The 12,320-nt window shown below is 55.1% G+C and carries 12 protein-coding genes and 1 pseudogene; 9 read left to right on the plus strand and 4 right to left on the minus strand.

Going from position 1 to position 12,320, the window contains the following annotated elements; translation table 11 throughout:
• A partial coding sequence (locus OP496_RS15710) for a YcaO-like family protein (RefSeq protein ID WP_280564721.1) occupies positions 1–861 on the plus strand: 861 nt, incomplete at its 5' end.
• Between the two features lie 654 nt (positions 862–1,515).
• On the opposite strand, the pseudogene OP496_RS15715 reads toward OP496_RS15710, so the two are convergent.
• Positions 1,516–2,546: pseudogene (locus OP496_RS15715) on the minus strand (IS30 family transposase).
• A gap of 110 nt (positions 2,547–2,656) precedes the next feature.
• Between OP496_RS15715 and OP496_RS15720 the strand changes: the two are divergent.
• The 8 genes from OP496_RS15720 (at position 2,657) to OP496_RS15755 (ending at position 8,455) form a co-directional block, all read left to right on the plus strand.
• Positions 2,657–3,886 carry an ATP-binding protein gene (locus OP496_RS15720; RefSeq protein WP_280564723.1) on the plus strand — a complete coding sequence of 410 codons (1,230 nt, stop codon included), beginning with the start codon at positions 2,657–2,659 and terminating at the stop codon, positions 3,884–3,886.
• 79 nt (positions 3,887–3,965) lie between these two features.
• Positions 3,966–5,006, plus strand: a complete 1,041-nt coding sequence (locus OP496_RS15725) for a hypothetical protein (RefSeq protein WP_280564724.1) — start codon at positions 3,966–3,968, stop codon at positions 5,004–5,006.
• Positions 5,007–5,271: 265 nt separating this feature from the next.
• Positions 5,272–5,730, plus strand: coding sequence for a hypothetical protein (locus tag OP496_RS15730; protein ID WP_280564726.1), 459 nt, complete (start codon positions 5,272–5,274; stop codon positions 5,728–5,730).
• 107 nt (positions 5,731–5,837) lie between these two features.
• Positions 5,838–6,137: a hypothetical protein gene (locus OP496_RS15735; RefSeq protein ID WP_280564727.1), complete on the plus strand. Its 300-nt coding sequence runs from the start codon at positions 5,838–5,840 to the stop codon at positions 6,135–6,137.
• A gap of 297 nt (positions 6,138–6,434) precedes the next feature.
• Positions 6,435–6,878: a hypothetical protein gene (locus OP496_RS15740; RefSeq protein ID WP_280564728.1), complete on the plus strand. Its 444-nt coding sequence runs from the start codon at positions 6,435–6,437 to the stop codon at positions 6,876–6,878.
• Between the two features lie 104 nt (positions 6,879–6,982).
• Positions 6,983–7,156, plus strand: coding sequence for a hypothetical protein (locus OP496_RS15745; protein WP_280564729.1), 174 nt, complete (start codon positions 6,983–6,985; stop codon positions 7,154–7,156).
• Positions 7,157–7,172: 16 nt separating this feature from the next.
• Positions 7,173–7,634, plus strand: coding sequence for a DUF2268 domain-containing putative Zn-dependent protease (locus OP496_RS15750; protein ID WP_280564732.1), 462 nt, complete (start codon positions 7,173–7,175; stop codon positions 7,632–7,634).
• A gap of 188 nt (positions 7,635–7,822) precedes the next feature.
• Positions 7,823–8,455 (plus strand): LysE family translocator, encoded by a 633-nt coding sequence (locus OP496_RS15755; RefSeq protein WP_280564733.1) that lies wholly within the window; start codon positions 7,823–7,825, stop codon positions 8,453–8,455.
• On the opposite strand, the gene OP496_RS15760 is transcribed toward OP496_RS15755, so the two are convergent.
• The 3 genes from OP496_RS15760 to OP496_RS15770 form a co-directional block, all read right to left on the minus strand.
• The gene (locus OP496_RS15760; protein ID WP_280564734.1) at positions 8,452–9,552 is read right to left on the minus strand and encodes an ABC transporter substrate-binding protein; all 1,101 of its coding nucleotides are present in this window, start codon (positions 9,550–9,552) and stop codon (positions 8,452–8,454) included. The genes OP496_RS15755 and OP496_RS15760 overlap by 4 nt on opposite strands.
• Positions 9,539–11,275 (minus strand): chloride channel protein, encoded by a 1,737-nt coding sequence (locus OP496_RS15765; protein ID WP_280564736.1) that lies wholly within the window; start codon positions 11,273–11,275, stop codon positions 9,539–9,541. The genes OP496_RS15760 and OP496_RS15765 overlap by 14 nt, the downstream gene beginning before the upstream one ends.
• A gap of 174 nt (positions 11,276–11,449) precedes the next feature.
• The coding region (locus OP496_RS15770) for a DMT family transporter (protein WP_348522017.1) at positions 11,450–12,320 on the minus strand (871 nt) is incomplete at its 5' end.

Below are 12,320 nucleotides of genomic sequence, written 5' to 3' on the forward strand. Positions count from 1 at the left end.
TTCGAAGGCCTGAACGACCTGCCGCAGCCGACCTTCAGCTCGCTGGCGGTCTCCGAGCCCAACAACTTCGTCGAGCACTTCATCGACTCCTCCGGGGTGATTTCCTGGCGTTTCTTCAGCGACCGCACGGATCTCGACTTCCATGAATGGGACTTCGCCGGCACCACCGCAGAAGAAGCCGAGCGCCTCTACGGACTGCTCGCTGACCAGGGCCTGGAAGCCTATGTGATGGAGCACGAGGACCTGGGCGCGCCGGTATGCCGCATTCTGGTGCCGGGCTATTCCGAGGTGTACCCGGTCGAGGACCTGGTGTGGGACAACACCAACATGGCGCTGGAATTTCGTTCCGACATCCTCAACCTGCATTCGCTCGAGGATGAACGCCTGGCCGACCTGCTCGAGCGTCTGGAAGAAAGCCAGCTCGACGACCACATCAAGGTCGGCACGCTGATCGGCATCGAGTTCGACGACAACACCGTGTGGAGCGAGCTGACCATCCTCGAGCTCAAGCTGCTGATTGAGATCGCTCTGGGCGAGTACGAAGCCGCGCTGGAGCACGTTCAGATGTTCCTGCAGTTCAACGACAACACCGTGCAGCGCGGCCTGTTCCATCAGGCCATGCAGGCGGTGCTGGAGATCGCCCTGGACGACGACCTCGACTTCAACGACTACCACCGCAACTTCACGCGTATGTTCGGCGAAGAGACCATGCGCCAGGTGATCGGCGCGGTGAACGACGAGATACGCTTCCCCGGGCTGACGCCTACCAGCATGGGGCTGGAAGGCATCGACCGCCACCAGCGCCTGATCGAAAGCTACCGCAAGCTGCACGCCGCTAGAGCCGGCATCGCCACCTCGTAAACCGCGCCTCCCCACCCTCTCCGCCACCGCCACCTACGGCGCGCCCCGTCGGAGAGGGCATTCACCCCCGCCTAATGCGTTGACGCCAGAGCCCCGCCCCTACGACCAACCGCCGCTTTGCATCCATCATCACACTTGCATACTCTGAATCACTAAGGCTGCTTAGACGGCCAGATTGAAGAATGAAAACGACACAACGCAGGGACTACCGCATGGATGGCAAGGGCGCATCACCGCTTGCAGGGTAGGGGCGGTAGCGTGCCTGGAATTCATGACCTGCCGCTGTTTCTCATTCCGAATATTGGTCCCGGTAAAACGCGCCAGCACGTGAATTCTGCATATATTGCCTAAGTTTTATTGATTTTATTTAAAATCAATGGGTTAGGTGCGAAGTAGCAGGCTAGATAAGATTTATTGAACGCGCGTGCGCGTTCAAGTGGGAAAACGAGCGCGCTATCTAATACCTGTTATATCAGTCTACTCTTAAATAAAGCTCCTGGCCGAATGAAGAAGTCATAGGCTACGCTGATGCAGATAGGTCGGCAGCTGACGACTCTATGCGGCCATGTCAGAAAAAATCAGTATGCACGTTCAAGTGAAATATCGAGCACGATATCTAACACAGGGCGGATGCAGGTTCTGAGTGCAACACCGTCAATGTGTCGATGATGGAGCCTCATGGTACTTCGCCATCTGCTTGCTCATCACTTCGATGGGGCACTTGAAGTCGAAGCGCTTTTGCGGGCGAATGTTCAGCTCAAGCGCGATCTCATCCAGTTCTGGCTGGCTATAGACCGATAGATCCGTTCCCTTCGGCAAGTACTGCCGTATGAGGCCATTGAGATTGAGGGGGCGGCCAGCCGCTTGGCCCCTCTCTGCCATGGGCTGTGCGGGTCACAGAAGTAGATGGCGACCCCCGTATTCTGGGTGACCTTGGCGTGCTGCGTCATCTCACGTCCCTGGTCATACGTCAGACTCTTCCGTACAGCCAGCGGCATACGATTCAGTGCGGCGCTGAAGCCTTCTACAGCAGAGGTGGCCGTCGCATCGTTCATCTTCGCCAGAATCAGGTAACCGCTTTTGAGTTCGACGAGGGTGCCGACAGCCGATGCATTGTTCTTGCCCTTGATCAGGTCGCCCTCCCAGTGGCCAGGAAACTCACGTTTCTCCACCTCTGGAGGACGGAGGTGAATGCTCACCATATCCGGAATTTGGTTGCGCCGGTCAACCTGACCACGACGCGGCTTGCGGGTCGTTTTTCCTTGCCGCAAACAATGGATCATTTCCTTTCTCAGCTCACCGACGGGCAACGCGTAGATGGCGCTGTAGATGGTTTCTCGGCAGACGTAGGCGTCTCGAAGGTCAGGGATATTCATATGCTTGAGCTTGCCGCTGATCTGCTCGGGAGACAAGCGCCGACGAAGCATGTGCTGAATCAGGGCGAATCGAGGGCTGCCTGGAAGCAGTTTGCGCCTTGGTCGACAAACGCCTCGACGGTCATGACGACGCTGTTGCGCGTGTGGCGCGCTATACCATCCATCGGACGATCCATTACGCCGTATCTCTCGACTGATCGTCGCTGGGGATCGTTCGAGCAGAGCCGCGACCTTCCTGATGCTCAAGCCTTGTGCGAGGCTGACCTGGATAGTGGCACGTTCTTCAATGCAAAGTTCAGAATATGACATGGGTTCAACACCTTACCGATTTGGCCAGGTGTTGAACTCAGAATTTGCGGCCAAGCAGCTTTTTGGAAGTCGATATTAGGTTACTACTTTAACTCTCAGGCCAGAAAAGCATGCCTATGCATGTTACCGAAACTGTCGGAGTAGATGCTTTTATGAGTTTTCCTTCATGGGCCGACGAGAAGCTTTCGCGAGATCTGCCCACGATCCGAGCAAAGGGTGAGAGTCAAGAAGTTGAGTTTAAACGCGAGTTTCCTCAGCAGGTTAGCGACCTAGCCAAGGAGGTTGCTGCGTTTGCCACTTCGAATACAGGAACAATTTTTATAGGGATTGATGACAATGGAGATTTGATTGGTTTGGAAGGCTTGGAAGACCTTGAGGCGAGAGATGGAATCCTGCGGCGTTTAGAAGGAATCTGTAGCGGTTCCATTAAGCCCGCCGTTACTCCCAGGGTAATCTGGGCGATGGAGAGCGACCATGTTGTGCTCGCTGTTATAGTCCCAAAGGGTAGCGAGCCGGTCTATTACTCTCAGGGCAAGCCCTATTTACGGCACATCACCACTTCAAGGCCTGCCGAGCCACATGAAGTTGTCGCTCTTATTCGTGAGCACCTGGGCAACCGACTAAAGGAGGGAAATAGTGAGGATGAACAGGAATCAGCTTTCCATTCCGAGCTGGGTTTGCTATTGCACCGAATTCTTGTCTGGGCTGAGACTCCGGCCAAGCAACGAATGGTAAATCCGTGGCTTGAGGAGTGGCGAGCTGACTACTCATACGAAGCGAAGAATCTGAGAGAGTTAGCGGCGGGTGATGTGGCGGTGGAGAAGGGGCTTGAGTCAAGGATGCGAGAACTTGCTGCCGCTTTGGAAGAAATTGCTTCGTTCCGGATGACCTTGGGATCTGGGGAATCACTAGAGGCTGCCGCGACGCGCGCAAAGGACTTGGCGTATGCACTCAAGAATGACACGGTGGATCAGCTTCCTCTTAGCCAAGATTCGGTGACCCGTGTAAGAGCTGCTTTAAGGGAGATGTCACGAAAGGCAGAGGATCTTGCTGGCAATGCGCAGGCGATGGTTGACTCAGGCAGGATAGAAGAGCTCCAGTCCCAAGTCGGCTCGCTTGGCTCGCAATTGATGCACCTCTCGTTCTATGACTTGATCGCCTTGGGTCGTAATGTGCCGAATAGAATGCGGGAGGTAGGCTTATCGATGCGCCTTTTGGAGGTGGCCCGGATCTACATGGATGGTGGGGCATCTCTTCAGCGATTGGTTGAGGGGGTTGCTAATAGCGCTCGCCAATTGGAGGAGCTTGTTCTAATCGTCGAGGGTGAATCATCCGAGTAGCAAGGGGAAGTTCCAACTAGGCTCTCCAACCGACGGCTTCGCCGCGGCTGAGATATGTCGTTAGGCAGGGGCGGACACAATGGTATTAACAGAATATGCACTGCGATCAATGGGCTTTCAGGAAATCGAGCCTGACAGTCCGTTGACCGCCCACTTCCACCATGTATCCGTAGCGACACTGGTCGGCGTGACTATCGATCACAATTCCATCGTTCGACGCACGGTTACGGAAGATTTCGGACTGCCGGTGACGGTGTTGCTGGGGAATGGCCTGAACGAGATGTGTCGATTCGAGTTGGATGACGACTTTGTCAAGAACGAAGAGGATTGGTGTAACAAGCACAGCGTCCGTGCGCCTTTCGTGATGGTAATAGTGGGGCCAACTGCAAAGCACACCTCTACTCAAGGGAAATGGAAGCAGGGCGAGGAGGCGGAACTAGTCACGTACGAGACATTCCACGCAGCCAAATCCACATTGAGAGACGTAACAGAGCGTGCGGCGCCTCGGATCTACTCGTCCGTGACTGTCGAATTCTCCAATTTGGGTCACCCTGTGAAGGTAAATCCGGTCACGGAAACGATAGCGGGAAAACTAGACGATGGGAGAACAGTGCATGATCTTCGTATCGAGATGTCCGGGGCCCTAACAGTTTCGAAGAGTATTGAAACCAGTGAAGTTGAGCAGCTTCTAACAAACTCAATAGACCGCCTCCGGGATCTCGACCCACGTGCAACTGGATTCTTGCATAGCGCCGAAATAGAAACTGATAGTGTCAGGCGTTTTCTCAGCTATTTCATTTCAGTTGAAATCGCGACACATCGGGCATTCAAGTCCACGGGTGCATCTAGTACGGCAATTCTATGTCGCGATATTCCACCGAAAGTTAGTTCGGAGGGAGGCGCACTCTTAGAGCGGAAGTACGCTGAATTCCGATCGCTAGTTGAGCGGTTCACATGGTGTTCCATCGTATCCTGGTCAAGTATAACGGATAGTGAGATTAGCGAATTGCGACGCTTGAAGAAGATAAGGGACGATATCGCGCATGGTAATAATAGTGATGTTGCGCTATCGGATGTTGAGGCAGCGAGATTGCTTTCATTGGCAGTTCTCAGAGAGTGATATGCCGTCAGCAAATTGAGGGCGTTGGTGCCTACCCGCCTAACAAAAAGCTAAAACCGCTGTGGGCTACGCCCAGCAGCTTTAGGCGGAGGAGCAGGATGAAATTATCCCCTGTGCAAGTCTCAAGCTATTTCTTGCAGAAGCTTAAAAGCTTTCGAGTTTTCATTGAATTGTCTGGGGAGAGGAGTCAGCGTCATATGAGCGATCATTAAACATTGACGGTGAAGAAGCTCTGAGCTGGGATAGGTACGGCTACAGGAATGATTTGGCGGCAAACATCGCGCAAGAATTTCCTCAGTGTCAACGGCAGTCACAACTGATAATGATTATCTCGCTATTCGAAGATTACATCAATCAGCTTTGTCTAATCTTAAAGAAGGTGAACAGATCGAATGTCGCACTAAAGGATATTAGGGGCAGCGGCATCGAACGAGCCAAGACTTATTTGAAAAAGGAAGTTGGTATCCCGTTTCCATCAGATGATGACTCATGGAAGAAAATACTCGATGCGCAGTTGATCAGAAACATAGTCGCACACAATGGCGGCCATCTTGACGAGGTTCAACACAGCAAGCACCTGAAAGTAGTAAAGGCCAGCGATAAATTGGATGCCGAAGTGTTTGCCAGGTTGCACTTGATCATAGAAGCAGACTATTTGCCTTCGCTAGTGAGTGCCATGGAGAAACATGCAGCGGCACTTCAGAAGGTGTCAGCCAGTGTATAACAAGTTGCTGAACTCGGAAAAATTACTCGCTGTGCTCATAATTTTCCGGTGAGCAAAGCGTTATACGTCACAAGATAGGTACGCATAGCACTATGAAAATTAGAAAGATGTCGCAGGCTGATCTCTTGGACATTTCTTGCATTCAGCGCGAGTGCTATAGCGAGGATCTTCTCGAGTCTGTTGATTCATTTTCTGCAAAATTGTCTGCTAATTCAGACTTCAGTTTCATCGCTATTCAGAACGAAATGAAAGTAGGATACGTGGTGGCTTTGCCATGGGTTTATGGCGAAATTCTTGGCCTGGAAGGTGTTGATTATTCTGTTCCGGTAGATGCGGATAGTCTTTGTATCCACGACATCGCGGTGAGCCGTAAAGCACGTAATGGCGGTACTGGGAATATTTGCTGAATGCAGTGTTGGAGTCCGCAAAATCAAGGGGGTATAGGAAGTTTTTCCTAGTAGCTGTGCAGGGGACGTCATCTTATTGGAAGCGCCAAGGGTTCGAAGTTGTGGAGGTGAATGATAAGTTAAGGCATCACCTTTCGGTCTATGGGAAAGATGCGGGATATATGACTAGAATTCATGAATAGTTGAAACTAAGAAAAGCACCGCGAAAGTTTTTTGGTACGCCTTCGCTAAAAATTTTTACGTGTTGGTGGTGGGTAGCCATTTGAATATAGTCAGTTGATTCGCTAGGAGGATTTAATGTCTATTGATCCAATTGCTGTATGGGCAAATATGAAGTTGAAGACCTGGCCTGAACGGTACTGGATGTTGGATCTTGGCGATGCATCCGCTCAAGCAGTTGCTAACGTGTTTGTTGAAAGTGTTGGCCGTTATAGCTGTTTGATTCGTGACCAAGCCAGTGTGTCAGCTATTGTCGAAGATGCAGCAGTTGAACGCTTAAAAGCCGAAGTTCCGGTTAGAGATTGCTTTGGTCCGTTCCGAGTCTTGTCTACAGATGGAGAGCTCCCATTCGACGTCATTGGTTTTCTCGGTCCTGTTCTAGAATTGCTGAATAATGAAGGGATTAAAGCTGGTCCTCAGTGCGGCGCTGTATTCGATCATCTGTTTATTTATGAGCAGGACGTTGAACGTGCAAGTGCTCTGATAGAGGGGTTCATCAGCAAGGCTAAGGAGAGTCAATAATGCCACTTGGTAATTAATACTGCACGAATGCCCATTATTTTGCTCCGCTTTATAAAGACCAAGACCATCTGTGTGTCTGCGTCGAACCGACAGGTGAATCACTGATGATCGTTCCTTTATTTCTTGATACAAATGATTGTCGGCATTTTTCAAAGGATGCTCGTCGGGTTGTTGAAGAGATATGTACCGATGCTGAACCGGAGATTCGTTCTTTCCTCGGCGACTTAAATGAAGATATTGAGTTTGGCTTGTCAGACGGGGCCTTTCGTTATCCCTGAAACGGGAGAGATGGGCATGGCAATCGCACCAGGCCGCGTGGGTTGGACCGTTGATGCGAGATTGCCGGGAGGTGTAGCTGCTGTCGCCCGTACGCAGCTACGTTTCACGTTGTTCCACGAGTTCCATCACTTGGTAAGAGGGTGGGTCATGTATGGTGGGTCGGCGCGTACCTCCTTTATGGAAGGAGTCGTCAGCGAGGGCCTTGCGACCGTATTTGAGCGTGATTTTGGAGGCCGTGAGACGCCATGGGGGCAATATCCTGACGAGATCGAGCAATGGGTTACCGAGTTGCTAGAGCTTCCGGTTTCGGCGTCTTACGACAATTGGATGTTCCAGCACCCGGATGGGCGGCGTTGGATTGGTTATCGTGCGGGGACTTACCTTGTCGACCAAGCTATCTTAGCGTCTGGATTATCGGCTGCCGACTTGGTTCTGGTTCCAAGCGACGAGATATTACGGATGTCTGGTATTTGCTAACATCGATATGAAAGAGTCCAACAACGTCGTCATGCACGTGATAATTGCATGATGGCTGATAACGGATATCGATATGAACTACGAAGTACAGATCAAGGATTGGCTGGCCAGCGATCCCATGCGCGTGGAGGCGAAGGCTGGGGCTCTTTGACACAAGCCGTTGACGTGAAAATAAAGGAAATTTCGATATGTTCGATTATTCGTTGGTACATTGGCTGGCGTTTTTGTCAGCGGCGGTGCTCCTAAACCTTTCCCCAGGGCCGGATATTGCGTTCATGCTAGGCCAGACGCTACGTAGCGGGCGTCGATATGGGGTCGCTGCGATGCTTGGGGGCTGGTCGGGGACTGCATTGCATGTGGCCATGGCGGCGGCGGGCCTGTCGGCCATTCTGGCCACATCGGCTGTGGCGTTTTCTGTGGTCAAGTGGGTTGGGGCTGCCTATTTGATATGGCTGGGCGTCAAAATGCTGTTGTCGAAGGGTGACTCTTTTATCTCGAATGGCGAAGGCCAGGATGCAAAGGTGCAGTCGGTCTATTGGCAGGGTGTGCTGGTCTCCGCGCTGAATCCCAAAGTAGCTATCTTCTTCCTCGCCTTCTTGCCGCAATTTGTCGTGGAAGGCGCCGGGCCGGTGGGAGCCCAGCTATTCTTGCATGGTAGTTTGATTATCGTGGTCGCGGCGTTTATTGAGCCTCCCTTGGTAATGCTGGGGGCGAAGTTGGGCGCTTTCCTGAAGGCAAGCCCACGAGTGGGTATGTGGATGGATCGCGGTCTTGGCGCCTTGTTCGTTGCCCTGGGGGCGCGCTTAGGATTGAGAGGCTAGTCCTGTGTGTCGTGCCGGTTCATCCAGCGCTCAAACAATCGCCAGCGCAGGTCAAATGTCTGGGTGTACCACTGCTGATCACGGTGTATGGCTTTTTCCAGATGCGCGGGCAGGGTGGGCAAATAGAGGCGCATGGGGGTGGAGGTCTCTTTGTGTAACCCCACTCGCTCGCGTGCCGAATGACGTGCGGGGCTGTAGCTGATCAGACTGGCTTGATGGGCCATGGGCTCGGCGCGCGTGGCGTAGCGGATGAAGCGTTCAGCAAGCTGGGGTTGATCCGCCTGGGCGGGGATGGCCCAACTGTTGTAGTCCAGTAGTTGGCCATCCCAGATAATGGTGATAGGGGCGCCGTCGTTGACCTGGGCATCGAAAAAGCGCCCGTTGTAGCCGGAAGCCATGGCGACTTTGCCTTCGGCCAGCAGCCGAGCTGGCTCGTTGCCACCGGTCCACCAGGTGAGTTGCCCGCGCAGTTTGTCAAGTTGGTTGAAGGCCAGATCAAGGCCGCGCTCGGTACTTAGAAGGTCATAGAGCTGACTGCGGGGCACGCCTTGGCTCATCAGCGCCCATTCAAACAGCCCCACTGGCGCGCGGCGCAGGGCGCGCCGGCCGGGGAAGCGCTGGGTATCGAAAAAGTCCTCGACGCGACGGGGTTTAACGCCGGGAAAGGCCCGGTCGCCATAGGCGATCACGGTAGAGAATACCAGTTGCGTCACTGCGCAGCGGCCAATGGCGCCTTTTATAAAATCCTCGTTCGCGGGGGTGCCGTCGGGCGCGGGGGCAAGGATGCTCGGGTCCAGTTCGCGCAGCAAGCCCTGCTCGCAGGCGGTGTCGGCGTTGGCCTTGATCATGTCGATCACATCCCAGGAGTGATTGCCCTTGGCGTAGGCTTCTTTTAGGGCGTCCAACCCGCCGTTAAAACGTACGGTTTCTACCTCGATGCCGGTTTTTTCGGTAAAGGACTCGAAGTAGGCTTCGTGTTGGCTACGCTCGTAGGCACCGCCCCAGGTGACCACAGTGAGCGTGGGGTGGTCCGTATCCGCCAGCGCCGGTAGCGTCAGCACGGTGGTGAGTAGCAACATGAGATTAAGCGGTCGCATTTTCCTCCCGTCGCAAGTCATCGACGATGCCCAGGTAGGCACGGATCACCGCCTCTTCGGAGACACTGCCAACGGGTCGGCCATCGCCGTCCAGAATCGGAACCGATTCGCCCACGAAACCCTCCAGCGCGTTCATGGCGTCCCAGACACTGGTGGCGTGGGTAAACGCGGGATCAATACGCCAGTACTTTCGGGGCACCGGCTCGGCATCGGGCAGGGTGAGGAGTGTCTGCAGGCGCACACAGCCGACAAAATAGCCCTGAGCGCCGGTGAGTACGGCCTCGGCCCGCTGCTGTTCGACCAGTAGTGTGCGGATGGCGCCAGCGGTATCGGTGGCATCCGCGCGCGTGACATCGGTCGAGGCGTAATCGGCAATCGCCAGGCTCTGTAGGATCGCCCGGTCGCGGCCCTGGCGAAGGTCGAACCCCCGTGCACGCAGTTGCCGGTCAAACAGCGAGCGGCCCACCATCCGGTAGGAGACCAGATTGCAAAACACTACCGTTACCATCGCCGCAATGGTCAAGTCGTAATTGCGGGTCAACTCAAACACGATCAATATGGTCGTCAGCGGCGCGCCGATCACCGCGCTCGCCAGCGCCATCATGCCCCCAATGGCGTAAGCCACCAGGCCGGATAACTCCAGCGGCACGATCGTTTGTGCCGTCATGCCGAACAATGAACCAAACAGTATCCCGATCAACAGCGCTGGGCTGAATACCCCGCCCACGAAACCGAAGCCCACGCACAAGGCCGTGACCAGCAGCTTCAGGGTGACGAGTAAGCCCAGCTCTCCAGCCCCGAAAGCGCCGGGAATGGTCGCAAAGCGCAGACTCTCCTGGCCGATGCCCAGTACCTCTGGCATCCACAACGCCACCAGCCCCAGTGCCAAGCCGGCACCGGCGGGCTTGATCGTTTGTGGCAACCGGACCAGGGCGGCCAGTTTGCCGGCCTTCTCAATCAAGCGGATAAATACCCAGGCCAGCAGCGCGCATAAAATTCCCTCAAAAGCGAAGAGCAAAAACTCGTAGCTATGGCTAACGCCGGCAAAATCCACCAGGAACAAAGGTTCACGCTCAAAAACCACATTGGCTAATACATACCCTGTGGCGGCGGCCACCGTGACTGGTGCAAAGGCGCGCAGCGAATAGTGACGCAGTATTACCTCGTGGGCGAATACCAGCCCGGCAATGGGTGCATTAAATGCTGTGGCAATCGCGGCGGACACGCCGCAGGCAATGGCAATGGCCTTCAGATCCTTGACGCCCAATTTCAGCTTGGCAGCCAGCGCCCCAAACAGCGTGCCCAGATACACCATGGGCCCGTACTGGCCCACACTGGCGCCACTGCCCAGCGAGACAATCGCCGCCAGGGTGGAAACGATACCATTGCGCAAGCTCGGCAACGGTTGATCGGTCTGCACCGCGAGAATGGCGTCCGGCGGCGCTAGCGCCCGCCGCACACTCGAGCCATAGCGCATCAAAAGTCCCACGACTAGACCGCCCAGTGTGGGCACCAGTACCGTCGCGGCCATCACCAACTCCGGTCGCTCGCCCCACTGAATCCGGGCGTAGGGAGACACCAGCAGCCGGTGATTCAACCATGCTACCGCCTCCACGAAGCCGATGGCGCAAAGAGAAGCAACCGCACCGACGGTCACCGCAACCAGGGAAATGGCGCTAATGCGGTAGCTAATGCTTAGCCAGTGTCGGGCGGTAGAGTGCATAGGTTTGATTATGAGGCTTGTTGAGCGCCGAGCGAAAGTGGCTGAGAAAATAGCGCTTCGAGAATCGATCTCATGATAGATCAGCGTTGGCGTTTATGTTTTCTTTCTCATTTCACTTTTCGCCGCCTGTGAATGCCAATCTGATATTTCTGCTTCCCCAATCAGGCAGTGGCTCTAATCCTCGGCCACGCTTTGCTTGGGGCTGGTGTAGACGCTCAATGCTGTCACCGTGGCGAGGATCAGCACCATCCCGATGACCTGGATGCTCACCAGGCTTTCGCCGAGGACTACGACGCCGAAGAGCGAGGCGGTGACGGGTTCGACCATGGCGACGATGGAGGCGACGGCGGGGGCGGTGTGTTTCAGGCCGGCGATGTAGAAGATGAACGAGAGCCCGGCGCCGAGTATCCCCAGCGTGACGAACAGCGGCCAGTCCGGCGTGTGCAACACATCCAGGGTCTGGCTGGTGTCGCCGAGGCCGACCAGGAGCACGGCGAGAACCGCGAAGGCGATCACCAGAATGGCCTGTGGGCTGCCGTGCGGCGCCGCGTATTTGAATCCGAAGATGAACACTGCGTAGGAGACCCCGGCCAGCAGCCCGGCGCCCACGCCGAGTAGCGTGACGCCTCCTGAGCTCACATCGTATATGCGTGTCAGCAACACGATGCCGAGCATCACTACCACGATGGCGGCCCATTTTATCGGCGTGGCCTTTTCGAGCTTGAGCACGAACGAGAGCAGGTAGACGAAGATCGGCGCCGAGTACATCAGAGTCGCCGCCACCGCGACGCTGCCCTGCGAGATGCTGAGGAAGTAGAACGCGAAGTTGCCCGCGACGCCCAGGCCGGCCACTGCTGACCAGCCCCACAGGCGGCGATTGCGCAACCCGCTGTGACGCGGGCGGATCGCCAACCAGCCGAGCACAAACAGCAGACCGATGGCGCCCCGGTAGAACGAGACGACGAACGCATCCCAGTCGTCCGCCATGAGCAGGCCGCCGATGCCGCCCGATAAACCCCAGCAAAGTGAGGCGAGCACCACGAGT

The sequence above is a fragment of the Chromohalobacter sp. 48-RD10 genome (assembly GCF_029889785.1).
Classification (GTDB): domain Bacteria; phylum Pseudomonadota; class Gammaproteobacteria; order Pseudomonadales; family Halomonadaceae; genus Chromohalobacter.

Excerpts from the sequence above, each read along its gene's own strand:
- OP496_RS15735 (WP_280564727.1), top strand. The coding sequence starts at position 5,838 with ATGTCGCAGGCTGATCTCTTGGACATTTCTTGCATTCAGCGCGAGTGC.
- OP496_RS15740 (WP_280564728.1), top strand. The coding sequence starts at position 6,435 with ATGTCTATTGATCCAATTGCTGTATGGGCAAATATGAAGTTGAAGACC.
- OP496_RS15755 (WP_280564733.1), top strand. The coding sequence starts at position 7,823 with ATGTTCGATTATTCGTTGGTACATTGGCTGGCGTTTTTGTCAGCGGCG.
- OP496_RS15720 (WP_280564723.1), top strand. The coding sequence starts at position 2,657 with ATGCCTATGCATGTTACCGAAACTGTCGGAGTAGATGCTTTTATGAGT.
- OP496_RS15760 (WP_280564734.1), bottom strand. The coding sequence starts at position 9,552 with ATGCGACCGCTTAATCTCATGTTGCTACTCACCACCGTGCTGACGCTA.
- OP496_RS15725 (WP_280564724.1), top strand. The coding sequence starts at position 3,966 with ATGGTATTAACAGAATATGCACTGCGATCAATGGGCTTTCAGGAAATC.
- OP496_RS15750 (WP_280564732.1), top strand. The coding sequence starts at position 7,173 with ATGGCAATCGCACCAGGCCGCGTGGGTTGGACCGTTGATGCGAGATTG.
- OP496_RS15745 (WP_280564729.1), top strand. The coding sequence starts at position 6,983 with ATGATCGTTCCTTTATTTCTTGATACAAATGATTGTCGGCATTTTTCA.
- OP496_RS15765 (WP_280564736.1), bottom strand. The coding sequence starts at position 11,275 with ATGCACTCTACCGCCCGACACTGGCTAAGCATTAGCTACCGCATTAGC.